At 57.3% G+C, this 24,016-nt stretch carries 19 protein-coding genes and 1 tRNA gene; 7 read left to right on the forward strand and 13 right to left on the reverse strand.

All coding sequences use genetic code 11. The annotated features are described in order from the left end of the window. From VKV29_RS09935 to pgl, 4 genes are all read right to left on the reverse strand, one after another. The coding region (locus tag VKV29_RS09935) for a glycoside hydrolase family 2 TIM barrel-domain containing protein (protein WP_324201150.1) at positions 1-1,977 on the reverse strand (1,977 nt) is incomplete at its 3' end. Between the two features lie 157 nt (positions 1,978-2,134). Next, on the reverse strand, positions 2,135-2,941 hold the full coding sequence (gene tpiA / locus VKV29_RS09940) for a triose-phosphate isomerase (RefSeq protein WP_324201151.1): 807 nt from the start codon (positions 2,939-2,941) through the stop codon (positions 2,135-2,137). 66 nt (positions 2,942-3,007) lie between these two features. Continuing rightward, positions 3,008-3,268, reverse strand: coding sequence for a hypothetical protein (locus tag VKV29_RS09945; RefSeq protein ID WP_016483862.1), 261 nt, complete (start codon positions 3,266-3,268; stop codon positions 3,008-3,010). A gap of 277 nt (positions 3,269-3,545) precedes the next feature. Beyond that, a complete protein-coding gene (pgl, locus tag VKV29_RS09950; RefSeq protein ID WP_324201152.1) occupies positions 3,546-4,307 on the reverse strand; it encodes a 6-phosphogluconolactonase in 762 nt (253 codons plus the stop codon). A 282-nt stretch (positions 4,308-4,589) separates the two neighbouring features. On the opposite strand from pgl, the gene VKV29_RS09955 reads away from it, so the two are divergent. The 3 genes from VKV29_RS09955 (at position 4,590) to VKV29_RS09965 (ending at position 6,514) form a co-directional block, all read left to right on the forward strand. Further along, positions 4,590-5,582, forward strand: a complete 993-nt coding sequence (locus tag VKV29_RS09955) for a sugar kinase (protein WP_324201153.1) — start codon at positions 4,590-4,592, stop codon at positions 5,580-5,582. A gap of 150 nt (positions 5,583-5,732) precedes the next feature. Further along, complete coding sequence (locus tag VKV29_RS09960) at positions 5,733-5,876, forward strand: type II secretion system protein (RefSeq protein WP_324201154.1); 144 nt, start codon at positions 5,733-5,735, stop codon at positions 5,874-5,876. A 404-nt stretch (positions 5,877-6,280) separates the two neighbouring features. Next, positions 6,281-6,514 carry a hypothetical protein gene (locus tag VKV29_RS09965; RefSeq protein WP_324201155.1) on the forward strand — a complete coding sequence of 78 codons (234 nt, stop codon included), beginning with the start codon at positions 6,281-6,283 and terminating at the stop codon, positions 6,512-6,514. Positions 6,515-6,589: 75 nt separating this feature from the next. Here the strand turns inward: VKV29_RS09965 and clpX are convergent, their stop codons facing one another. From clpX to VKV29_RS09995, 6 genes are all read right to left on the reverse strand, one after another. Further along, entirely contained in the window at positions 6,590-7,882 is a 1,293-nt protein-coding gene (gene clpX / locus VKV29_RS09970) for an ATP-dependent Clp protease ATP-binding subunit ClpX (protein ID WP_324201156.1), read from the reverse strand. A gap of 33 nt (positions 7,883-7,915) precedes the next feature. After that, positions 7,916-8,527, reverse strand: a complete 612-nt coding sequence (locus tag VKV29_RS09975; RefSeq protein ID WP_324201157.1) for an ATP-dependent Clp protease proteolytic subunit — start codon at positions 8,525-8,527, stop codon at positions 7,916-7,918. Positions 8,528-8,530: 3 nt separating this feature from the next. Further along, positions 8,531-9,886 (reverse strand): trigger factor, encoded by a 1,356-nt coding sequence (gene tig, locus VKV29_RS09980; RefSeq protein WP_324201158.1) that lies wholly within the window; start codon positions 9,884-9,886, stop codon positions 8,531-8,533. A gap of 121 nt (positions 9,887-10,007) precedes the next feature. Further along, the gene (locus tag VKV29_RS09985; RefSeq protein WP_324201159.1) at positions 10,008-11,288 is read right to left on the reverse strand and encodes an AAA family ATPase; all 1,281 of its coding nucleotides are present in this window, start codon (positions 11,286-11,288) and stop codon (positions 10,008-10,010) included. 121 nt (positions 11,289-11,409) lie between these two features. Next, positions 11,410-13,242: a right-handed parallel beta-helix repeat-containing protein gene (locus VKV29_RS09990; RefSeq protein WP_324201160.1), complete on the reverse strand. Its 1,833-nt coding sequence runs from the start codon at positions 13,240-13,242 to the stop codon at positions 11,410-11,412. Between the two features lie 13 nt (positions 13,243-13,255). Next, positions 13,256-13,795, reverse strand: coding sequence for an O-acetyl-ADP-ribose deacetylase (locus VKV29_RS09995; RefSeq protein WP_324201161.1), 540 nt, complete (start codon positions 13,793-13,795; stop codon positions 13,256-13,258). 164 nt (positions 13,796-13,959) lie between these two features. Between VKV29_RS09995 and acnA the strand changes: the two genes are divergently transcribed. Continuing rightward, complete coding sequence (gene acnA / locus VKV29_RS10000; protein WP_324201162.1) at positions 13,960-16,680, forward strand: aconitate hydratase AcnA; 2,721 nt, start codon at positions 13,960-13,962, stop codon at positions 16,678-16,680. 181 nt (positions 16,681-16,861) lie between these two features. Here the strand turns inward: acnA and pyk are convergent, their stop codons facing one another. The 3 genes from pyk to surE form a co-directional block, all read right to left on the reverse strand. Further along, positions 16,862-18,349 carry a pyruvate kinase gene (gene pyk / locus VKV29_RS10005; protein WP_324201163.1) on the reverse strand — a complete coding sequence of 496 codons (1,488 nt, stop codon included), beginning with the start codon at positions 18,347-18,349 and terminating at the stop codon, positions 16,862-16,864. 77 nt (positions 18,350-18,426) lie between these two features. After that, positions 18,427-20,091 (reverse strand): glycoside hydrolase family 28 protein, encoded by a 1,665-nt coding sequence (locus tag VKV29_RS10010; protein WP_324201164.1) that lies wholly within the window; start codon positions 20,089-20,091, stop codon positions 18,427-18,429. Then, positions 20,088-20,885: a 5'/3'-nucleotidase SurE gene (gene surE / locus VKV29_RS10015; protein ID WP_324201165.1), complete on the reverse strand. Its 798-nt coding sequence runs from the start codon at positions 20,883-20,885 to the stop codon at positions 20,088-20,090. The genes VKV29_RS10010 and surE overlap by 4 nt, the downstream gene beginning before the upstream one ends. Positions 20,886-21,107: 222 nt before the next feature. Here surE and VKV29_RS10020 point away from each other — a divergent pair. From VKV29_RS10020 to VKV29_RS10030, 3 genes are all read left to right on the forward strand, one after another. Then, positions 21,108-21,180: transfer RNA gene (locus tag VKV29_RS10020), tRNA-Val, on the forward strand. Between the two features lie 96 nt (positions 21,181-21,276). Then, a complete protein-coding gene (locus VKV29_RS10025) occupies positions 21,277-22,461 on the forward strand; it encodes a hypothetical protein (RefSeq protein ID WP_324201166.1) in 1,185 nt (394 codons plus the stop codon). Positions 22,462-22,747: 286 nt separating this feature from the next. Then, a partial coding sequence (locus VKV29_RS10030; RefSeq protein WP_324201167.1) for an HDIG domain-containing metalloprotein occupies positions 22,748-24,016 on the forward strand: 1,269 nt, incomplete at its 3' end.

Below are 24,016 nucleotides of genomic sequence, written 5' to 3' on the forward strand. Positions count from 1 at the left end.
TACATCGCTGCCGATCTCGCTGCCGATGATGGGGAAATCGGGATGCGACTCGTGAAAAGAGTCGTACACCCCATACGAGTAGTTGATGCCCTGCACATCCAGCACATGCGAGAGGCCATATCCCCATCCTCCGTTCATCGCCGCGGTGACGGGGCGGGTGGGGTCGAGGGCTTCAACGACCTTCTTCATCGCCGCGCCCATGCGCTCTCCCGCCGGTGTGCCCTGAATCCCCTCTTCGTTACAGAGCGACCAGAGGATAATGCAGGGATGGTTGCGATCGCGACGCACCATTGAGGCGAGATCGGAGAGATCGGGGTAGGGTGCGTTCGGTGGTGTCTTTGGTGTGTAGACGTCGCCGAGGTGCCGGTTCTCATCCATTACCAACATGCCCAGTCTATCACAGGCATCAAGCAGTTCCGGCGCAGGCGGGTTGTGAGAGCAGCGGTAGGCGTTGCTGCCCATCTCTTTCAGTTTGCGAATGCGCCACTCCAGCAACGAGTCGGGCATGCCGATGCCCACGCCCGCAAAATCTTGATGGTTGCAGGTGCCCTGTATCTCTACATGCTTGCCATTCAAGAAAAAGCCTTTGTCGGGGTCAAACCGAATGGTGCGCACGCCGAAATGGGTCTCGTTCCCATCCACGATGCGCCCATCTCGCAAAACGCTTATCTGCAGCTTATAGAGGTAAGGGCTTTCTAGAGACCAAAGATGCGGTGCATGGAGAGGCAGTAGAACGGCCACTTTTTGCGTGCCGTTCGGAGGAACGCTCGCCGTGCTCGCCGTTTGGGCAACAAGGCGGTTCTCCGCATCGAGCACACGAAACTGCAGGCGGCACGCGGCCTCGGCGTCGGTGTCGTTCTCCACGGTGGTGTGCACATTCACCTGCGCCATGTCGGGGTGCTCCACGTCGTCCCCAACCACCTGCGGGTTCACAAAGGTCGTCCACTGCGCAATATGCACGGGGTTTGCAACGATGAGCCACACATGGCGGTAGATTCCACCTCCTTCATACCACCATCCCTCGTAGTTACCGGGGTCTACATGTACGGCCAGCACGTTTTTGCCACCGAAGTTGGCGGCTTTAGAGATATTGTAGAAGAAGCTTGTGTAGCCACTAGGATGGTTCCCGAGAAATTTACCGTTAAGCCAGACATCGCTATCTCGAAAGACACCTTCGAAATAGAGCCAGAGGCTTTTGCCTCTATCCGATGCCGGCAGATAGAAGGTTTTGCGATACCATGCCGGCGGCGTAGGCAGAAAACCGTGAGAGACGCTCGCTTTCGGGTCGAAGCGCCCCTCGATCACGTAATCGTGGGGCAAATGCACGATGCGCCAGGAGCTATCGTTAAAATTGGGCTGTGAGGCTCCGCTACCTATTTCGGCGCCTTTGGCATAGCCCAAAAGCACATCGCCCAAAATACCGCCTGGGCCGCCCCCCACGTTATCCACCTGCACGGCCAACAGATTCGGGCCGTTTGGGCGCCACGCTTCGGCCAGCGGAACGACAAAAGGCTCCCCATAGCCCTCATGGTAGTACAACTTTTTGCCGTTTAGGTACACCGTACCGTTATCATCCACGTTTTCAAAGAGAAGGTAGAGGGAATAACCTTTAGGCGGCGGGGCGATGGAGGGCAGCGTGGTGCGAAACCAGGCAAAGCCCACCCTTCCCTCGAACACATCGGTGCCGGTTTTTACCGGTTTCCAGCCGCCCGTCGAGGTATCTAGATGAGGGTCGGCAAGCACCTGCGCGTCGCCGGCCCCCTCCTCTATAGGGAGGTAGACCCAATCGGTAATAGGAACGGTTTGCTCTAAATGCGGTGTTGGCTCGCGGAAGAAACGCCAATCGGCATCGAAGAGGATTTTCTGCCGTTCTCCAAAAGGCGATTCGGCACGCGCTCTGTGTGCGGCAAGCGATGGTAACGGAAGGGAGAGGGCTACGGCAAGGGGTAGCAGCAAGAGAGCTTTCTGAACCTTCATCGGCATGATGCTCCTACACGAAAGTTTTGCACTGCTAATATTTTTATAAAAGGACTGTTTTCTCCTGCTACCAAACGTTTGCTATGGACTGCACGGGAAATGGCCGTTGAGACAAGCGGAACGCCGCTCCGCTTAACAGGCTTCGATTGCGAGCAAGCTAGGATGCAGGGTAAGCGTGCAGGATAGCCAAGAAATCGGCCGCTTTTAAGCTGGCCCCTCCCACCAGGGCGCCATCTATCTCCTGTTGCGCGAGAAGGTCGGCGGCGTTCTCCGGTTTCACGCTGCCGCCATACTGCACGCGCACGGCAGCTGCGGCGTTGGCTCCGGCTACCTCGCACACGGCGGTGCGAATAAGCCCACACACGCGGTTGGCCTCGGCGGCGGCGCATACCTCGCCCGTGCCGATCGCCCAAACCGGTTCATAGGCAAAGACGATCTTCTGCACCTCCAATTCGCCGATTCCCTCCAAAGCCGCGCGCGTTTGGGTTCTTATCACCGCGTCGGTTTGGCCGGCCTGGCGTTCGGCCAACGTCTCGCCAACACAGCAGATGGGAGTGAGGCCGGCGGCGAGAGCCGCCCGTAGCTTTCTGTTCACGGTGGCATCGCTCTCCCCAAAATAGGCGAGAATCGTTGCATCGAAATCCGGCTCCGGCACACCGAAGCGCCCACGGCGTTCGGAATGGCCTACAATGACATACTCGCACCCTACGTCCACGAGCATACCTGGGGCGATCTGGCCGGTATAGGCCCCCTTCTCCTTCCAAAACAGGTCTTGAGCGCCAAGTTTAACGGGGGTATTGCGCAACAATGCTGCCGCCGTGCTTAAAGCCGTGAATGGTGGGCAGACGACCACCTCACAAGGTGGCTGACTTTCCAGACGGTGCAGTAACTCCTCTAGCAGGCGGCGAGTCTCCTCCAAGGTGCAGTGCATCTTCCAGTTGCCGGCGATCACTCCTCTACGCATTCTTACTCCTTCGTTCTATTCGATTTTAATGTGGCTCTACTTTATATTCGAGAGGGTTGAAAAGGGTTAAACAAGCTCTTCCAACCCGTGCGTGGAGACCAGTGCGAAGCTGCGCTCACCGTACACCGGCGTGCATTGGCTTTGATTGAGCCGATACTCCTCGTCAATCACAAACGTAAACGCCTCGGTGAGACGGCAAAACCGTTTCAGCTCGGCAACCTCTTCGGGGGTCTCCGGCACGATTCGTAAGATCAATCCAACCCGTCGCCCTTCCTCATCCAACACACAAGGTTCTCCAGGACGCATTCCGAGTATCTGGGCTTTCATGCGCGCTCCTCTCAACAATGACAGACACCGCTAAGCGGTTTGCCTGCTTTTTGTGTTAGGCTCTCCCACCCACCATCAAAACGAGGCTAAGGGTGCTTAAGACGGCATCTCGACGCTAAAGATATTGTACCGCAAGGTGAGGCGCTCTGTTTCAGAGAGTTGCCCACTGTTGACAGTTTAGTACGCTAGAGGATAGGCTGTAGGGGTAGGCGCAAAGCCAACCCCTACACACGAAACTGTTCTACAAGGCTACTAACACAAATCAAGGCGTTCACACTTAGGGGTTAAGCCTTTCGGGCGGCAAGAGGCTGGCAGCCTCCTTATCCACCAGCCAGAGCAGTTCCCCATCGGCGGGGCGAATACCCACGGCAGGGCAAAGCCAGATGGGCGGTCGTTCTACCAGCACGCTGTGCAATGTTTTTGCCTTATTGCCACCGGCCACCAAAAACACCACCTGCCTTGCAGCATTAATGAGCGGGAAGGTAAAGGTAATGCGTTCAACGGGCGGTGGTAGCGTACCTGGGGGTGTGGCCACCACCAGACGCTCCCTCTCCGCAAGGGCGGCGGCGCCCGGAAAGAGAGAGGCCGTATGGCAATCGTCGCCAAGGCCTAGAAACACCAGGTCAAAACGAGGCAGTGTCTTGCGGTCGGGCAGGGCAAAGAAGGCCAGCAGCAACTGTTCGTAATGCTCGGCGGCAGCTTCTGCGGTGGGCAGATCGGTGCGCACCGCCAAAACGTGCCCGGTAGGCAGCGGCAGGGCATCGAGCATGGCCTGTTTTACCATGTGATAGTTACTCCGCGGGTCATCATGCGGCACAAAGCGCTCGTCTCCAAAAAAGAGGTAGACTTTATTCCAATCCAACTGGGCAGCGCGCTCCGGCTGTGCCAACAGCGTGTAGGTTCTTTCCGGTGTTGAGCCGCCGGAGAGGGCGGCCACAAAGCGCCCACGTTCCTCGATGGAGCGATGGGCTATTTGGAGAAAGAGATCGGCGGCGCGCTGCGCCAACTGCTCTTTGTCTTCACACACAAAGATGGTCATTCTAATTACCTCGAAAAACAGCTAGGAACAGGAGCGTGAAAGAGACTTTCGCTTATGTCATTCTGGACGGATGTCTCAAACGGGCTGAAGCTCATTGCTTCATACGCAAACGGACAGTTAGCGTATTCACTTAACCGGTTAAGCATGAAGATGAAAAATCTTCTACTTCCTTCTAGCGCACTGTTCTTTATTGTACCCTGCATCTCCATTAGATTGCAAGCAGGTTCGCTTTTGTTCCAGGTATGCTAAATATGCACCTAATTTCAAAAGAGGAAGAGTTTGATGATGCGTTCCGAAGCGAGATGGGATGTTAGTACCTTTGGGGAGACGATGCTGCGGCTTAGCCCGCCGCACTATGCACGGCTTGAGGAGGCCACCTCGTTGGAGGTGCGAATCGGCGGTGCCGAATCGAATGTGGCCGTGGCCCTCTGCCGTCTTGGCATGCGAGCCTGTTGGTGGTCACGCCTTCCCAACACCCCTTTAGGCCGTCGCATTGAAAACGAGATTCGCCGTTGGGGTGTAGACACTTCCGGCGTTATTTGGGATTCGTCCCCCAAGGCGCGCGCAGGTCTCTATTTCCTAGATTTTGGTGTGTCGCCCCGCGCCACAGAGGTCTACTACGATAGAGCCTCTTCCGCAGCCAGCGCCCTAGGGCCGGAGGATGTGGAAGAGGAGCGCATCGCCCGGTCACGCCTACTGCATGTTACCGGCATCACCCCGGCTCTCAGCCCCCGATGTGCCGCGGCCGTTCGCTACGCCATCGAGGTGGCCAAAAAGGTGGGCACACGGGTCAGTCTCGACACAAATTACCGCGCCCGTCTTTGGTCTGTAGAGGCCGCGCGTGCCACCATCGAGCCGCTGCTTCCTCAAGTTGACCTGCTTATTGTACCTCATGAGGAGGCACAACTGCTGTTTGCGATGGCAGAGGAGAAGGCGCAAATGGCGCGCGCTCTTCACACCCGCTACGGCGTCGTGAACGTGGTGGTGACCTGTGGAGGCGAGGGAGCCTATGCCTTTAGCCCTTCCGGTGAGCATTTCGCCGCCCCCTACCCCATTGCCCATGTGGTAGACCGAGTGGGCGCCGGTGACGCTTTCGATGCCGGAGTTATCTTCGGCTATCTTCAGCAAAATCTCCCGCTCGGTTTAGAGATGGGCATGGCCATGGCCGCCCTCAAACATACCATCCCCGGCGACCTTCTGCTCTGCACCTTCGAGGAGATCGAGGTCGTGAGAACGGCACACGGCCAGGCATCAACCCCCTCCATTCGCCGTTAGGACGCATAAGGATCGGCTTCCTCCTCCTCGGCACTTACAGACTCTGTGCGTACTCATCCGGCAGATGATGCCGTTGCGTGTGTATAGCCTGAAGGCTGTAAAGCGTTGTGATGCTACATTTCGGGCTATTGTAGGGAAGTAAGGTGAAAGATGTGTAGACGGGGTTTCACGTTAGTGGAGTTATTAGTGGTGGTAGGGATAATCGCGTTATTGGCAGGCATATTGTGGGTGGTATTTGCCCCGGCACGGGCGAAGGCTCATCAGAGTGTGTGCATCTTCAACCTGCTACGTTAAAGACCGTCATATCTTTGACTGCCCTAACTTTTGGCTTGACACCAACATTTCGCCCCAGGAACAAAAACAATTTGCTTCCATCTATTAGTGGCCTTTTATCTTTGAGGGCGCCCACTCCATGCCGAAAAGCATGTGGTTTAGCACGCGGATAGCAAAAGAGGGTATTCGCCCCATCACTACTTTCTGCGAGGAACACAACGATTTCAAAAGCATAGTGCAAGTTCATCCAGAACCCTACCAGGTAACAAAACGCTAGATTGTGCTGCGGTTGAATAATCAAGTACAAACGCTTAAGGTACCGTATGGTCTCATGATTTAAGCAATTGGCCCTAATCTTTACATGACGAGAGGATCAGCCCTTATCTCTTCTTATACCAACCTAATACTTAGGAAGGTATCTTGCCATGAAACGCACAGTTCGTAGCATTGTTTCCCAACTCTACTGGAAGTTAGAGGAGCTTACCTTTAGCCTTGCAGCCTGTCAACCTCTGCCCAAACCCAAGCTCACCCGACGGACGGCTGCACGAGCCTTGTTGGGAACCGATTGGTTTCTGATGGGACTACAGGCATTAAGAATATGTCAGCGACCGTTTCGGGCTAGGGAAGGGCGTGCGCATACAACACCAAGAAGGTTTTGACATTATCTTCAACCCTGTGACGGCAGCCGACTTTGCAAAGCCACACTAAGGCCGATGCCCTTCCCCTTGCCAGATTCAGGAGGCCTGGCGCATGGCATCTTCCGTACTGTCGGTGATGAGGGTAGGGTCAATGCGTTTTAGCACCGTTTCCTCATCCACCACGCACTTTTTCACGTTGGATTGCGATGGCAACTCGTACATCACGTTCAGCATAACCTCTTCGATAATGGTGCGTAGGGCACGGGCACCGGTGCTACGTTGAATGGCTTCACGGGCGATGGCACGCAGCGCGGCTTCGGTAAACACCAACTCTACCCCTTCATACTCGAAGAAACGCGCATACTGTTTTACCAAAGCGTTCTTCGGCTCTACCAGAATGCGCATGAGAGCCTCTTCATCCAACGGGTCGAGAGTCGCAACCACCGGCAGGCGCCCCACAAATTCGGGAATGAGGCCGTATTTGAGAAGGTCATCAGGCATTACATGCTGGTAGAGATTGCCCTTTTGCGAGACCCGGTCTTGCTTATCGCCGATGTTGGCGCGAATGCCCATGGTGCGATTGTTAATACGACGCGAGATGATGTCGGTGAGGCCCTCGAAAGCGCCTCCACAAATAAAAAGAATATTGGTGGTATCTACCTGAACGTACTCTTGCTGGGGATGTTTGCGGCCCCCTTGAGGGGGAACGTTGGCGATGGTGCCCTCCAGAATTTTTAGCAGGGCCTGCTGCACCCCCTCTCCGCTTACGTCGCGGGTAATGGAGGGGTTTTCGCTTTTACGGCTGATCTTGTCTATTTCATCAATATAGATAATGCCCCGCTGGGCGTTGCGAATGGTCTGTTCAAGCCCGCCACTGGGGTTCATGTTTTCGGCAGCCTGAAGCAACTTCAGCAGAATGTTTTCCACATCCTCGCCCACATAACCGGCCTCGGTAAGGGTAGTGGCGTCGGCGATGGCAAAGGGAACGTTGAGAATGCGGGCGAGAGTCTGTGCAAGCAGGGTTTTACCGGAACCGGTTGGCCCAATAAGAAGGATATTGGACTTTTGCAACTCCACATCGTTGCTTGGGGCGTTGATGCGCTTGTAGTGGTTATAGACCGCTACCGAGAGCACCCGCTTGGCGCGCTCCTGCCCCACCACGTACTGGCTGAGTATGCGGTAAATCTCTTTCGGTTTGGGGATGGAACCCCAAGCCGGCCCCACGCCCGGAGTGGCTTCCTGACCCTCACGGGCAATGATCTCGTTGCAACGTTCTACGCACTGAAAACAGACGGCGCCGTACATGCCGGCTATCAGCTTGCCCACCTGCTCTCGCGTTTTGCCGCACAGCACGCAGCGGTTTTCAGACCTCTCAAAAACTCTCGACAAAGCTCTCTCCTTGAAACGGAAGGGTTCCGTTTTCTAGCGTTCGTTCTTATCCACAATCTTGTCTATCAAACCGTATTCCAGCGCCTCTTGAGGCGACATAAAGTAGTCGCGGTCCATGTCGCGCCGCACCTTATCGGTCGGCTGATGGGTATGCCGAGCAAGTATCTCGGTAAGCACGTCTTGCATGCGTATCATCTCCCGCAGGCGAATTTCGGCATCTTGAACGGGGCCTTCATAGCCACCGGCCACCGAGTGAATCATAATTCGGGAGTTTGGAAGCGCATAGCGCTTGCCGGCGGTGCCACCGGCCAACAGAACCGCTGCCATCGAGGCCGCCATGCCAACACAGATGGTGGCCACATCGCATTTAAGCATCTGCATGATGTCGTACATGGCCAGCCCTGCCGAGACGCTGCCACCGGGGCTGTTGATGTACAGCTCGATGTCGGCGTCGGGGTCTTCACGCTCTAGGAAAAGCAGTTCGGCGATAACAAGGTTGGCAAGGTGGTCGCTTATCGGCTCCCCCACAAACACGATGCGATCGCGAAGCAGGCGCGAATAGAGATCGTAAGCACGCTCTCCTCGGGCGCTCTGCTCGACCACCATGGGAATCACGTTCTGCGGTGTCTCTATTTTCCGTTCCATTATTTATTCACCCCCCTCTGCAGTGGCGATCTCCTCCTCTGTCTCTTCTTGGGGCAGGTCGGATACCTCTACCTCTCGAATCGTGTTGTTGGCAAACAGAAAGTCATGGAGGCGCTGTCGCACCAGCGCGTCGGCCAGTTCCAATCGCTTCCGCGGGTTTTGCCGAAACTCCCCATACTGTTCTTCCGTAATTTGACCTTTTTCTAACATATCGTCGAAGGCTGCATCAATATCCTCCTGGTCAACCTGCAGCCCCTCTTGGGTGGCGATGGCACGCAGCACAAGGAAGGCCGCAATGCGATAGGCCGACTGTTCTGCAAGCGCCCTCTGATGCTCCTCGGCCGTTTTGCCGATGGCCGCCAGATACTGCTCATACGTCAGGTTACGCTGTTGCAGCTCACGTGCCAGCGATTCGAGGCGAGATTCCATCTCCTCCTTCACCAGGATTTCCGAGAAGTTCACCGTAGAGTTCTTCACGATCTCGGCGATAAGCCGCTGTTCGGCAAGCTCATTACCCAGTCGTTCAAAGTAATCTTCCAGCTCCTCTCGCACGCGGCGGCGCATGGTCTCAACATTCTCATAGCCCAGCTCTTTGGCGAAGGCATCGTTGACCTCAGGCAGTTTGCGCACGTTGATTCCGATTAGCTTTACGGTATAGGTGGCCTGCTTTCCACGTTTGGTCTCGTCGGGGTAGTCATCGGGATAGGGCAGAGTAAAGGTGCGCTCCTCACCGATCTTCATGCCCAGCAAGGCCTCATCAAAACCGGGGATATTATTCCCAAGAAAGATAAGACGACGCCGTGCAGGCCCCTTATCCTCCTCCGCGCCCTCCTCTTGAACGCGCATCTCTACGCTCAACACGTCTCCAGGCTCTACCCCCCTATCGGTTACCCTTTCGAGGCGCTCATAAGGCTTGCGACGCCGCTCGATCTCTTGCTCCACCAGCTCGTCGGTTACCACCCGCTTTGGCTTCTCCACGGTCAGGCCGGTATAAGCACCTAGAGAGACCTCCGGCTCCAGCGGCACGATCAACTTATAGGTATAGGGTTTGTTGTTCTCGATGTCGGGGGCATCAATTTCGGGGTTGTAGCCGCTCATTACCTCCAGCGACTCCTGCTCCAGCGCCTTGGAGCCGGTTTCGGCGACAAGCTTCTCTAAAACCCGCCGTCGCACCCTTTCTGGGTCTACATAACGTTCCAGAAGGGCGAGGGGCGCTTTTCCCGGTCGAAACCCCGGCACGTTGACGTAGCGATTAAACTCTTTATACACGCTCTCGAAGGTGCGGCTTACCTGCTCCTCATCCACGGTGATCTCAACCGTAGCCGTACGCGGAGTCGCATGTTCGACTTTTACCTGCATAACAAATGGTGCTTCCTTATATACTCGGTTTTAGTTTCAACTTAGCGAGGGTAGAATACAACATCCTTAAGCGTCGAGTCAAGCTTTGGCCTTCGGGATGTTCCACCGATTCCCCGCATTATCAACCTAGATTGGCCAGTGCACCCTCGAAGTCGGCCATGGTGAGCGCGCGCGGCGTATCCGGCCCCTGATCGGCGATTCGTATGAGGGCCAACAGCCCCGCCTCATTCACAAGGGCGCGAATGTCGGCCCCGCTATAGCCGTCGGTTTTCCTGGCCAGCTCGTCAATATCCACATCGGGCGCTAAATTGGCGTTTCGGGTGCAGAGGGCAAACAGTTGCCGGCGCGCCTCAAAGTCCGGCAAAGGAATCTCGATCTCACGCGAAAGGCGGCCACCTCGCCGCACGGCCGGGTCGAGCATATCGGGGCGGTTGGTAGCGCCGATAATGAAGACACGGCTGTTGGGCGTTAACCCATCCATCTCCTGCAGAAACTGGTTCACCACTTTATCGGAATGGATGGCCACACCGCCCTGACGCACGGGAAGCAGCGCATCTATCTCATCAATGAAGATGATGGCAGGCGGGTTGGCGCGTGCGCGTGCGAATAGCTCCTGCACCCTTTTTTCGCTTTCCCCCACGTACATCTGGTTGATGTCGGCCGGCGTAATGGCGTAGAAGTGGCATTTGGCCTCGTTGGCCAATACACGCGCAATGGTGGTTTTTCCGGTACCTGGGGGGCCTTTAAGCAGGATGCCCGTGGGAGGTTGTACGCCTAGCTCCCGCGCCAGCTCCGGCTGCTCCAGCATGAGCTGCATCTGACGCAGTTCGCGCTTCGTGCGCGGGTTCAGCACCAGATCGTCCCATGTAAGAGCGCTCTGCTGGGGAAGATCGGATTCGGTTGCAGTGTAGCGATGGTTGGAGAGCGCGTTCAGCGAGGCGGCAAAGTTACGGTAGTTTGCGTTGGAGGGATCGAGTTGAACCGCCGCCCGGGCGGCCTGTTCGGCCTCTTCACGGCGGTCGAGCGCCTGAAACACACGGGCCAGGTAGTGGTAGGCACGGGCATGTTTGGGGTCGCGCTCCACCACCGATTCCAAATAGTAGGCCGCATCCTCCAAAGTCTGTCGCCAGGCTCGATAGCGCCTACGGCCATCGCGAACCGTTTGGTCGAACCCAAGCAGTTGCGCACCGTAGAGCAGCGCCATATCGGCCAAAGTAGGCCTATCGGTATCGGCCAAGTTCCATAAAGCCCATCCGAGGCGAAACCGAGCCTCCGTGTTCTCTGGGTCGAGCGCCACGGCCTTTCGGAAGGCCTCCACGGCGCGCCCCCACTCCGCCATGCGCGCATAGCGGATTCCTCTTGCAAGCGCCTCTTCGAGAGTCTCAACCCCCTGTTCGGGCATATTAGGCACCTATTTCAACTACAAAGCTACTTATATTCTACCAGATCGGCTTGAGATGCCGCCGAATCCCACGGCGCACCTCTCTAAGCAACCGAAGCTCGCCATCACCGCACAACATCTTCTATCGTGCAGCCAAACGCACCCCCCGGCTCACCCCGCTAACCTCCAGAGCCGTTGAGGTGGCCTCCACAAGGTGGCTGTTCTCATGCCCTAGTCTCTCCACCCGGTTCCCTGCTAGGTGCACGTGCTTACATGCGGTAAGGTAGATGAGAGCTTTCGGGTCAAGCCAGTTGGCGCCTCGATTGGAGGGGTGTTGCTGCGCGCCGCGAAAAACGTTGTTACGGATGTCCACGTTCTCGGCAGAGGTAACCAGCAGGTTCACGCCGTCGCAGTTCTCTATGGTATTGCCATCAATCTGGATATCCCGATGTCCATAGCCGGGCACAAAGCCGTGGTCGTTTGATGCCATCACCGAGATGGCTCCTGCCTGGTCGGTTCCCTGCCAGGTAACGTAGCCCACGTTAAGGATGCGGTTGTTGCGCACGACGACATGGTGGCTGTAGTCGGCCTCGTTCCACCACAGCTCCGGCGCGATCACGATGCCTGCGATCGTACTTCCCTCGATTGTATTGTTCTCAACCAGCCCATCGTCGGCCTTCAGCAACATGCCACGCGCGCGATGATTACGAATCACATTGTTACGCAACACATAACCGCTTCCATCCTCATCGGGGTCGCTTACCAGCCCTTCAAATGGAGCGGGCAGATCGCGGTCGAGGGTAAGTGCCACAAAGAGGTTCCCCTCTTTAAAGGCCTTTAGATCGGTCTGGCGTTGAGGGCGATAGTTAGAGAGAATCGCTACCGCCTTTAGCCTGGCCTCCCCTATGGGCACCAGGTCTTTCGTATAAACCCGCACGCGATCGCCGGTCTGAAAGAAGTTGCCCCAAGGAACGCGCACGCTGAGATGGTTTCCATCGGCCTCCTGCACCATGGCGTAGCGACCATGTATCGCGATTCCGTCATCCGGCATTCCTTGTAGAAGACACCCATCAACCGTCGGGCCGTGCCGAATGCCGCTCGAGTGAAAGGCATCCGCTCCGGCAGCCATCAACGGTCTTTGTGTAGCCCCCGGCGGGGGCGGCGGGTAGAGAATGGAGTAGTTATAAAAGTTCCCTCCCTCTCCACCCCCCTCATGTACCACCCAGCCGGTAGGACCCACAAAGGTGAGGCCGATCACTTTGATGCCGGAGCAATCGCCCACCTCCAGATCGGTTGAGAGGTAGTTGCGATAGGTCACAAGATCGCCAACGGCCATGGTGTGATCGGCTCCAAAGCTGCCATGAAACCGAAACCTGTTAGGCCCTAGCCGTTCCACACGACCGATGGAAACATCATAAGCTCCCGGCTTCCACTGCAAAGTTTTCGGGTCGAAAAAATAGGCGGTAGGATGGGGGTCGAAGTCGGCGGGGTTATCGAGGTCGGTGGGATAGCCCTTATCTACGACGATATCAAACCATTTTCGTTGAGGGTCTATTGCCACAATGGCGCCCTGAGTGCGCACGGTGGTCGCCAAGCGAATAGTGAAACCGCGCAAGGTAATGTGAGTGCAGTGATCGAGGTGGATTCCGCCTTGGCGCGGGTTCAGTCGCACCAACGTTACCCCGCGTCCATCTACCTCGAAATTCCTCATGTCCACCAGATGCAGTGCATAGTCACTGTGAGGGTCTTCGATAGGGTAAGTTCCTGGGGCGATGCGCACTCCCCTATAGCCGGCCTTATAGGCCTTCTCAATCGCTTTCTGCAGCGCCGCCGGGGCATTGGGCGGCGGGTGCACGGTCAGAACGGAGGTTTGCAGAGCGCCTGTCCGTGCTGAAAGCAAGATGAAGCCGCAGCCTATCAGCATCGCGCCGCCGAGCCATGGGAATATTTGCCGTAGGCGCTTTTTGATGTGCATAGTTTACCCCTCCCTACGCCGATGTAGCTCGCAGTTCCTGGAGCACCTTTTCGTAGGTTTTAAGTGCCTCTGTGCCAAAGCAGCAGAAGATCACCTTTTCCGGCAGCGGCTCTTGCCTGAGAAAATCGGCTACCTCTTTCAGGGCAATACGTGTGGCGCGCTCCAAGGGAAAGCGATAGGCACCCGTGCTGATCGCCGGAAAGGCGATGGTGCGCACCTCATGCTCCTTTGCAAGGCGGAGGCACTGGCGATAGCAGCTCGCCAAAAGGGCGTCTTCCCCCCTATCGCCGCCATACCACACCGGCCCCACGGCATGGATCACGTAGCGGGCCGGCAAGCGATACCCTTTTGTAATGCGGGCCTCTCCGGTGGGGCATCCCCCCAACGTTCGGCACTCTTCAAGCAGCTCCGGCCCCGCCGCACGGTGGATGGCCCCATCCACTCCACCGCCCCCTAGCAGCGTGGTGTTGGCCGCATTTACGATGGCGTCTACCTCCAAACGGGTAATGTCGCCCTCGACAACCTCCATTCTATCAAAGGGAGTTGAGGACATAGTCGCTTCTCCTTCTTTCGGTTTAATGGCGTTCCGCTCCTCAAGCGGCTCTGTGTTTGTATTCTTTTACCGCAGAGTGGTAGAATTCCTACGTAGATTCAACAGAGTCGCATTGAATTTTCCTTTAAGGCGCCTGCTGATCGAAGAATTCTGAGGAGGCCTTCATGAAAAATAGCTTTAATGCCCGCACCACGCTGCGTGTGGGCGATAGAACCTACACCTACTACCGTCTTGAAGCCCTTGCACAGCACGGTATTGACCTCACCAAACTCCCCTACTCTCTCAAAATCCTTCTAGAGAACCTGCTACGCCATGAGGATGGCGTTACGGTAACTGCAGAAGACATTCTTGCACTGGCACGCTGGCGTCCCGATGCAGTGCCCGAAAGGGAGATCGCATTTCGCCCCGCCCGAGTCTTGCTGCAGGATTTTACGGGCGTGCCCTGCCTTGTAGACCTGGCCTCGATGCGCGAGGCCATGGCCCGTTTTGGCGGAGACCCCTCAAAAGTCAACCCGCTGCTGCCCGTGGAGCTTGTTATTGACCACTCGGTACAGGTGGACTATTTTGGCAGGAAAGATGCCCTAGCCCTGAACGTGGCCAAGGAGTTTGAGCGCAACCGAGAGCGCTATGCCTTTCTGAAGTGGGGCCAATCGGCCTTCCAGAACTTCAAGGTTGTTCCGCCCAGTACAGGCATCGTGCACCAGGTGAATTTGGAGTATTTGGCGCGCGTGGTTTTTGCCGATGCCCGTGCGGATGGCACGATCATGGCTTACCCCGATACCCTTGTCGGCACCGACTCGCACACAACGATGATCAACGGCCTCGGCGTGCTGGGCTGGGGCGTGGGCGGCATCGAGGCGGAGGCGGCAATGCTGGGGCAACCGGTCTCCATGCTGATTCCGCAGGTGGTTGGCTTCCGCCTGGTCAATGCGCTGCCGGAAGGAGCTACGGCCACCGATCTGGTGTTGACGGTTACGGAGATGCTACGCAAGAAGGGCGTGGTGGGCAAGTTCGTGGAGTTTTACGGACCCGGCCTAGCCTCGCTTCCCCTTGCAGATCGCGCAACGGTGGGCAATATGGCGCCGGAGTATGGGGCAACCTGCGGCATCTTCCCCATAGATAACGAATCGCTTCGCTACCTTCGCATGTCCGGTCGCTCCGAAGAGCAGATCGCGCTGGTAGAGGCCTACATGAAGGAGCAGGGGCTTTTCCACAGCTTCGATGCGCCCGAGGCCCTCTACTCTGAGACCCTAGAACTCGATCTCAACACCGTGGAGCCTTCCATCGCCGGCCCAAGGCGCCCACAAGATCGCATCCCCCTTTCCAATGCCAAAAAGGCTTGGGAGCAGGCTCTCCCCTCCCTATTGGGACCTGGATCCGCCTCAAACGGAGCGACCGCACTGGCCACCCGTGTGAAGGTGGAGACGGAGAAGGCCACCTACGAGCTGAGTCACGGTTCTGTAGTTATCGCCGCCATCACAAGCTGTACAAACACCTCGAACCCCTCGGTAATGGTGGCAGCCGGCCTGTTGGCAAAAAAGGCCGTGGAGCTGGGCCTAGAGTCCAAGCCATGGGTAAAAACCTCGCTGGCCCCTGGCAGCCGTGTGGTGACCCGTTATTTAGAGCAGGCCGGACTGCTTCCCTATCTCGAGCAACTTCGCTTCGCCACGGTGGGCTATGGTTGCACCACCTGCATCGGCAACTCCGGGCCGCTGCCGCCCGAAGTAAGTCGTGCCATTGAAGAGGGCAAGTTGGTGGTCTGTTCGGTGCTTTCCGGAAACCGCAATTTTGAGGGGCGTATTCAGCCCGAAGTACGCGCGAACTACCTGATGTCGCCTCCACTGGTTGTGGCCTACGCGCTGGCCGGGCATATGGACTTCGATCCGTACAACGACCCGCTGGGCATGGATAAGGAGGGCAACCCGGTGTACCTGCGCCATATCTGGCCGACACAGCAGGAGGTAGCCGAGACGATAGAAAAAGCGGTACGGGCCGAAATGTTCCGTGAAAACTACGCCGATGTCTTCAAAGGCGATGAAAACTGGAACAGAATCGATTCTCCACGCGGCGCCCTTTTCTCATGGGACCCGAATTCGACCTACATCAAGAACCCACCCTACTTCGACAACATGCCTCGCGAGGCACCCGAAACGGTGGAGGATATACGCGGCGCCAGAGTGTTGGCGATGTTTGGAGATAGCATTACCACCGACCATATCTCGCCTGCTGGCTCCATCAAACCCACCTCACCGGCTGGGCGCTATCTCATTGAGCGCGGGGTAGACCCGGCCGACTTCAACTCCTACGGGGCGCGTCGTGGTCATGACGAGGTGATGGTGCGAGGAACCTTTGCCAACGTGCGCATTAAAAACCTGCTGGTGCCCGGCACCGAAGGGGGCGTTACCGTCTACTTCCCTACCGGTGAGGTAATGACCATCTACGAAGCGGCCATGCGCTACAAGCAGGACGGCACGCCGCTCATCGTGCTGGCCGGCAAAGAGTACGGCTCTGGTTCCAGCCGCGACTGGGCGGCCAAAGGCCCTTACCTGCAGGGCGTCCGCGCCGTGTTGGCCGAAAGTTTTGAGCGCATCCATCGCTCCAACCTTGTGGGCATGGGCATCCTCCCCATTCAGTACCGACAAGGAGAGAACGCGATGACCTTAGGGCTGACCGGCCGAGAGCGCTACGACATTCTGGGGCTGCGCGAGGCCATCGCCAACGGCTTCGCCAACGGCCGCGAGCTTACCGTGCAGGCCACTGCAGAGGACGGAAGTCGCAAAGAGTTTCGGGTGCTTGCCCGTATAGACACGCCCCAGGAGGTGCAGTACTATAGGCACGGTGGCATTCTGCAGTATGTGCTGAGGCAACTGCTCGAAACCGCCTAGAAAAGAGGTTTTGCCGAGGGGTTGCCAACTGTCGCCGGATATATGCGCCAAAGAGGATAGGCCATCGAGATGGGGTAGGCTTTGTGCCTACCCCTACAGTCTACCATCTGCGTGTGGAAACCGGCCTATTGGTGCGCGGTTTGAACAGCGGTAGGTTCCTCACTCCTCCGGCAGCCTCCTTTTAGGAGTGGGCGAGGGGATTGGCCTCCAGGGTTGTTCCCACCGTGTGCACGCGGATGAGGTTGGTGGTGCCGGGGCGATTGACGGGCACACCGGCCGTTAACACCACCGTATCGCCGGGGCGCACCAGTTGCAACCGCTGTGCCACATCCAGCGTTTCGCGCATCATGGAATCGGTATCTTTCACCGCCTCCACAAGACAGGGTTGCACGCCCCATACCATGGCAAGCGCATGATAGGTCGCTCGACTTGGGGTCGCACCAAGGATACGCACAGGTGGTCGGTGCGAAGCCACCAGGCGAGCGGTTCGGCCGGTGGAGGTTGCGCAGAGGATGGCTTTGGCGCCGATTTCGCAGGCGATCTGCGCGGCAGCATGGCCTACGGCCTCGGTAAGTTGATGTGGGGTCGCCAGGCGCTCGGCATAGTCGCGATTGCGGAAGAAGGCTTTTTCGGTAGTTAGCGCGATGCGGGCCATCGTGCGCACGGCCTCCACCGGATAGGCTCCAGAGGCCGTCTCGGCCGAGAGCATGACGGCATCGGTTCCGTCGAGGATGGCGTTGGCCACGTCGGCCGCCTCGGCACGGGTGGGACGCGGGCACTGTACCATCGATTCGAGCATTTGGGTGGCCGTAACCACCGGTTTTGCCGCTCGGTTACAGGCGCGAATGAGCTGCTTTTGAACAATAGGCACCTCGTCAAAGCGCATCTCCACCCCCAGATCGCCTCGCGCCACCATCACCCCATCTACAACCTCTAAGATGGCCTCAAAATGATGAACCGCCTCCGCCTTCTCTATTTTGGCCATCACGGGCACCCGCACTCCCAACTGCTGCATCGTAGAGAAGATGGGCTGAAGGTCTTCGGCATGGCGCACAAAAGAGACGGCTACCCAGTCCACCCCCTGGCTCAGGCCAAAACGGAGGTCATCGAGATCGCGCGAAGTGAGGGCAGGAATAGAGAATGGGGTACCCGGTGCAGCCACCCCTTTACGCGAAAGCAGCTTTCCCCCTGAAAGACATCGCGCCCAAACAATGGGGGCCGGTGCCTCCTTTGTGGGTTCGGTGCGCAGAACGCGAAGGAGAATTTTGCCATCATCGAGCAGCAGCTTGCGCCCCGGCTGAAGCGCCGCCAGCAGTTCCGGCACCGGCAGAGGGAGTAGTAGGTTCTCGGAGGCTTTGGTAGGAGGCTCCAGGGTGTCGCGCGCGATGAAGCCCACCACCTGTCCTCTTTTCAAGGATACGCCGTCGGCGCCGAGGTCGCCAAGCCGAATTTTCGGCCCGCAGAGGTCTTGCAGGAGGGCGAGCGGTTTGCCCATTTTTTGAGAGATTTCGCGCAGGCTGGCGATCACCTCAGCGTGCCAGGCGTGATCGCTGTGGGAAAAGTTAAGGCGGGCAACATCCATGCCGGCCTGCAACATACGCTCCAACGTCTTCCGATGACAACTACTTGGCCCTATAGTGCAAACAATTTTCGTTTTTCGCAATGTCATGCCAAATTTGCTTTTAAAGTACTTCTGTGCTCTTTCATGTTTCTTATGCCAGAAAATACTTTACCCGCTTTTTAGCCCTATTTCAAGTTTCCTGCCGACCGCACAGCTCCCTTCGGTACATCGGGCTTCACGATAAAAGCCTGTTTGGCTTCCGAAAGATCGTTGCCTACCAGCCGCACCCGCGCGGTTCGTGCCCCCGAAACCATTAAGAAGGCCTGCACGCCCTGCGGGGCCGCACAGCCGTGCAAAAAGGCACCCTGCACGTCGTTCAGCTGTACCAACGGCATCTGTGTGGAGGGCGTCGAAGCGTGCAGGCCCTGGACGTCTAGGTTTTTCACGTCGTCGCAAACCAGGGCGGGGCGCCCATCCGGCGTCTTGCTTACAAGCTCGATTTGTGAAAGCCGAAGGCCGTCCACATGCCGACAGTAAAGACCGTAGGCAGGCAACCTACCGAACATGCGCGCTTCTGGGTAGGCTTTGGGCTGTTCAGGCACCGTGTGCTCAACCCACTCGGCCTTGCCTCCCTCTACGGTCTCAATGCAGATGTTCTCTAGCTGCACCTCCTGTACCCGATGCTCCGGCAGCCCCGTAATAGAAGAGGTTAGCAGAGAACCGGTGGCGTAAATCTGGCTTATCCGAACACCTCGAAGCGACGTGGGCACGGCCGGGTTCTCCGTTCGTGTGCCGAGACGCACGAAAAGAGGGGTACGCACATTGCGCATGGCAATATTCGAGATAACGACTCCCTCCACCGATCCCCCATCCACCATCTCGACGGCAATACCAGAAATAACCCGCGCGTTTATCGGGTCGGCATCCGCATTGTAGATCACCGAGTTGGTAAACGTGATGTCTCGGAAAGCACCCTGCGTGGCCGTGCCCATCTTAAAACCGTTGCAGCAGGTGGTGAGTACGCAGTTGGTAATGGTGATGTTTTCGTTGGCTTGCACCGGCCCACCGTACGGGTTTTCGCTTTTCAAGCAGATGGCATCGTCGCCGGTGGCGATATCGCAATCGGAAATAAAGACGTTGTGACAACAGGTAATGTCCATCCCGTCGGTGTTGGGGCCGTAGATGGGGTTACGCACGCGGATGCCGCGAATGGTCACCGTTTCACAAAGAATGGGGCGTAGTGTCCAGCCCGGCGAATTAGCAAGCAGCACGCCCTCGATGTGAACGTTTCGGCAACGCACAAACTCCAACATCGGCGAGGGGCGTATCTGCTTCCCACTTTGACGAATGGGCCTATAGTCGTAGGCGATGACATCGCGCCAGAGGTCTTCCGGGCGAGGAGGCGGACGATGGGTAGGCTGCCAAAAGGCCGGGCCTTGCCCATCCACCGTTCCCAAACCGCAAAGGGCGATGTTTTCGGCGTTCTCGGCAAAGAGGAGATGGCGCGTGTTGGCATCGCCGCCGGGGTAGGGACCGGGGTGGTCTTCATAGTCCGCTGGGTCGGTGCTGCCCAACAGGGTAGCCCCCGCTTCGAGATAGAGACGCACGTTGCTTTTCAACACAAGCCCGCCGGTAAGATAAGTGCCTGCGGGCACATACACCGTTCCTCCTCCGGCCTGAAAAGCGGCCTCTATCGCCTGCTGAAGGGCTGCGGTGTTCTTGGTTTTTCCGTCTCCAACGGCGCCAAAACGGCGTACATCCCACCAAAGCGCATTTTCTGCCGGTCCGGTTTGGCCTCGTCCTGTCAGCAGAAAGGCGCCTGAAAAGCCCAGCAGTTCCCGTCGGTTCACGGTTTCGCTCCTTCCACATGAAAGGGTTCCCAGTTCCAACTCTGTAGGGCTTCCATAAGGGAATAGGCCGTCATATCGAGATGGATGGGGGTGATGGAGATGGCACCGTGCTGAACCGCGTACACATCCGAGCCGGGTTCGGGTTCTTCCGGTCGCACGCTGCCCCCAAGCCAATAGTAGGGTCGCCCATAGGGGTCCTCGCGCACCGCAATGCGGTTCACGTACTCCCTCCGCCCCTGTCGCGTAATCGCTATGGGCAGCACTGAGGCATCGGGCCTATAGGGAATATTGATGTTGAGGAGCACATTCGGGGGAAGGCGATGTTGTTGAATGCATGTGGCAACTTGCCCGATGAAGGCCGCGGTAGGCTCGAAAGAGAGGGTACCGACGGCAACATTTTCGGGCAAACAGAGGGAGACGGCGAGGGAGGGAATGCCGATTACCGCTCCCTCCCTCGCGCCGGCAACCGTGCCGCTGTAGACTACATCCCAGCCCAGATTGGCCCCTGCATTGATTCCGGAAACCACGAGGTCGCAGCGACCGCCCATCACCACCTCGTACCCTAGGGCCACACAATCGGCAGGGGTGCCGTTGCAGGCATAGCCTTCCGCACCATCCGGCAAGGCGACGGCGGTAAGGCGAAGGGGCTTGTGAAGCGTGATGGAATGCCCTACGGCGCTGCGGGGGCGTTCGGGCGCAACCACAAAAACCTCCCCTATACGGGCAAGCGCACGGCGGGCTGCATGGAGACCCGCCGCATGCACGCCATCATCATTCGTCAGCAGAATACGCAATTTGACTCTCTTAATGGGTGAGATAACCGGTTATCGAGAAGCATTATACCTACTCCCATCCGTGCACTCCACCCGGCCTAAAAGTAGGGTAGGCATAAGACCTACCCCCAAAGGGGTCTATCCTTGTGCGGCGGCATAAAGTCCTTCGATTGCCATCGTCTCTAGGAAAGGGCTTAGCGTCTTTCAAAATAGGCCTGCTTTGCGGTATAATAGGGCTACAATGGGCGAATAGCTCAGTCGGTAGAGCGCTTCGCTTACACCGAAGAGGTCCGGGGTTCAAGTCCCTGTTCGCCCATTTTTTTGTTTGCCGAGGCTGTTGTCCCCATTGTAGAATTTCTGAAACCGAGCACGTTGCCATCTCGTCTCTTCGATCAAATATAGGATTCCTAGCATGTCCCCACAGGAACAGAGTTTCTATGGCCAATCGGCCACCGAGGCCGTGTCAAAAGGAGCCGTTTCTACGCCGGCTGTAGGCGCTATTTCGATCGAAGAACGTCAGCGCATCGAAACGCTTCTGACAACTGTATCCCCTAAAAGCCCCGTACGTGGTGCCGTCGAAACCTTACTTGCCGACCCAACAGCCACGGTGCCCCTAGAGCCTCTTTATGCCGTTTTGCGCCGGCCTAGTTGGCGGCGATGGCGCGAACAACAGTTGGCGGTATGGGCCTTAGCCCGCCTAGCCGAGCGGAACGAGCAACGTGAGAAGACCGTTGACGCCTTCGCCAAGGTTTTGAGCGGGGACTTCTCCGTTCAGATGCTGACCGGCATTGGGGTTGTTGCGCTGGTGATTTTGGTAATAACGATCATCACTTGGAAAAAGGCAGGAGCCTTTTCAGCTTTTCTCGATGTGCTCGCTACATTCTCTAGTTTTATGTCATTCAAAGCCGCCTTCGCCAACCCCGTGCGTGAAGAGGCCGCAGGCGCTTTGGGGAAACTGCGGGCAGTGGAAGCCTTGGACAGCCTGGTGCAGGCGGAGTCTGGGGCGTTGATGACGTTGAAGCGCAAAATGCGCGAGACCATCTTCTCCCTTCTTCCCGCTCTCACCCCCGACCACTACGGCAAGCTACAGACACGCACCCTTCGCCTCCTCGCCATCATGCTGGAAAACCAAACGGAAGAGGGAAACGCTCACCTCATTCTGGACGCCCTAGACAAAGTAGGAGACCGCAGTGTGCTCCCCTTTCTTAACCGTATCGCTCGAGGAAAGGGCAGGGCGGGAAGACTGCCCTCCGTTCGGGCTGCCGCCTCTCAGGTGATAGCCCACATCGAAGAGCGTCTCGCCAAACATAAAGAGAGCGACCTCCTTTTGCGCATTGCCTCCGAGACCTCCCCCTCGGCCAACCTCCTCCGGCCGTCCAAACACGACTCTGAGGAGGACATCGCCCTGCTGCTTCGCGCAGCTGTACAGAACCAGAACGATCATCAGCTTGTGTGCTCGATCCTCGATGACCTTAAGCGTAGGGGCGACAGGCGAGCCGTCCCGGCGCTCCACGAACTTCTTAAGCTCCCGGAACTTCCTCCTGAAGTAGAGGCGGCGGCGCGTGAGTGTCTTCTTACGCTTCAACAGAATGCTTAAGACACTACGTCGTTCAAACCATACCCAAAGAGGACAGTTTCGCGTTCAGGGTGTAGGTCTATAGGAGGTAGGCTTTGCACCTACCCTACCCCTACGGCCTATCCCCTTTGGCGCCCATACCTGGCAACAGTTGACAACCCCTACACAGACGACAGCCCTCTACACCACCAAGCTTTCACCTATCTCACAAGCAGCACATAAAAATAGAGATTTGCGTATAGGATGCCGAGGAGGAAACGGTGCCCATGTGGGGATCAGGAAGCCTGCATCAAGGTACACTAAAGCAATGAGCGACGTTGAACCTGCCTTAGGCGAGAACAAAACCCCTCCTTCTATTCAAGATGCGGCAATTGAGGACGCCATCCATCAACTACGCGAGGCCACCCGCGGCACCCCCTACGAGGGCAGGCTTTACCTGGTGGGCGGCCTGCTACGCGATCGGGAGCTAGGCGTCCCCTCCTCTCCCGATCTCGACATCGTTTTGGAAGGGGATGCCGTTGAACTTGCCTATTTCCTCCACAAAAAAGGCCTTTCAACGCACTATCCGGTCGTCTACCCTCGTTTTGGCACCGCACGCATTACCGTGGCAACAGCCCAGGGGATAGATTGTACCGTCGAGCTGGTTTCTGCGCGGGCGGAAAGCTACCATCCTGAATCGCGCAAACCCAACGTGCACCTTGCAAGTCTACGCGAGGATGTGTTTCGGCGGGACTTTACCATCAACACGCTTTTAGAAAACCTTCATACCGGCGAGCGTCTCGATCTTACCGGTATGGCCATGGCCGATCTACGCGCAAAAATCATTCGTACGCCCCTCGACCCGGCCATTACCTTTTACGACGACCCACTGCGTATGCTGCGTGCCGTGCGATTTGCCGCACGCTTCGATTTTGAGATCGAACCCAAAACCAGAGAGGGAATTATGAAGGACGCCTATCGGCTAAGCCCCCCGGCCATATCGTATGAGCGCATTCGAGATGAGTTTGTGAAGATCGTTATGCTGCCTGGCGCCAAAGCGCGCCGGGGTCTGCAGATGCTGCTCGAGCTGAATCTCCTTTCCCAGTTTCTCCCGGAGATGGTGAAGATGGTGGGCTGTCGGCAGGGCGGATGGCACCGTTACGATGTGTGGGAGCACACCCTCGTTGCCTTAGAGTGCCTGCCCGAAAGTGCCGGGCTGGCGCTTAGGCTCGGTCTGCTTTGGCACGACATCGGCAAACCGCAAACCCGTACCGAGGTTGATGGACAGGTGCACTTTTACGGCCATGCAAACGTTGGGGCAGAGATGGTTCATCGTATCATGCGTCGTCTCAAGTTTTCCAATGAGGAGATAGAGGCCGTTACCACGCTGGTGAGGTTGCACATGCGCCCCGGCGAGTATCGTTCGGATTGGAGCGATGCTGCCGTAAAACGCCTCATTCGCGAGTGCGGGCCTTACCTTGAAGACCTCCTTACCCTTGCCGAGTGCGACGTTGCGGCCACCGTGGTGCCCGAGCAGGCACGCGCGGATATTGCAGGGCTGCGCGCCCGTATTGCCCAGCTCAATGCCGATAGCGTG

Origin of the sequence: Chthonomonas sp. (assembly GCF_035294165.1) — a bacterium.
In the GTDB taxonomy this organism is placed as follows: domain Bacteria; phylum Armatimonadota; class Chthonomonadetes; order Chthonomonadales; family Chthonomonadaceae; genus Chthonomonas.

What these genes read in the sequence shown, in the direction of transcription:
- VKV29_RS09995 (WP_324201161.1), bottom strand. Translation starts at nt 13,795, where the DNA reads ATGTCCTCAACTCCCTTTGATAGAATGGAGGTTGTCGAGGGCGACATT.
- VKV29_RS09975 (WP_324201157.1), bottom strand. Translation starts at nt 8,527, where the DNA reads ATGGAACGGAAAATAGAGACACCGCAGAACGTGATTCCCATGGTGGTC.
- VKV29_RS09965 (WP_324201155.1), top strand. Translation starts at nt 6,281, where the DNA reads ATGAAACGCACAGTTCGTAGCATTGTTTCCCAACTCTACTGGAAGTTA.
- VKV29_RS09985 (WP_324201159.1), bottom strand. Translation starts at nt 11,288, where the DNA reads ATGCCCGAACAGGGGGTTGAGACTCTCGAAGAGGCGCTTGCAAGAGGA.
- VKV29_RS10025 (WP_324201166.1), top strand. Translation starts at nt 21,277, where the DNA reads ATGTCCCCACAGGAACAGAGTTTCTATGGCCAATCGGCCACCGAGGCC.
- VKV29_RS09955 (WP_324201153.1), top strand. Translation starts at nt 4,590, where the DNA reads ATGATGCGTTCCGAAGCGAGATGGGATGTTAGTACCTTTGGGGAGACG.
- pyk (WP_324201163.1), bottom strand. Translation starts at nt 18,349, where the DNA reads ATGACATTGCGAAAAACGAAAATTGTTTGCACTATAGGGCCAAGTAGT.
- tpiA (WP_324201151.1), bottom strand. Translation starts at nt 2,941, where the DNA reads ATGCGTAGAGGAGTGATCGCCGGCAACTGGAAGATGCACTGCACCTTG.
- tig (WP_324201158.1), bottom strand. Translation starts at nt 9,886, where the DNA reads ATGCAGGTAAAAGTCGAACATGCGACTCCGCGTACGGCTACGGTTGAG.
- pgl (WP_324201152.1), bottom strand. Translation starts at nt 4,307, where the DNA reads ATGACCATCTTTGTGTGTGAAGACAAAGAGCAGTTGGCGCAGCGCGCC.
- VKV29_RS09990 (WP_324201160.1), bottom strand. Translation starts at nt 13,242, where the DNA reads ATGCACATCAAAAAGCGCCTACGGCAAATATTCCCATGGCTCGGCGGC.
- VKV29_RS09960 (WP_324201154.1), top strand. Translation starts at nt 5,733, where the DNA reads ATGTGTAGACGGGGTTTCACGTTAGTGGAGTTATTAGTGGTGGTAGGG.
- acnA (WP_324201162.1), top strand. Translation starts at nt 13,960, where the DNA reads ATGAAAAATAGCTTTAATGCCCGCACCACGCTGCGTGTGGGCGATAGA.
- VKV29_RS09945 (WP_016483862.1), bottom strand. Translation starts at nt 3,268, where the DNA reads ATGAAAGCCCAGATACTCGGAATGCGTCCTGGAGAACCTTGTGTGTTG.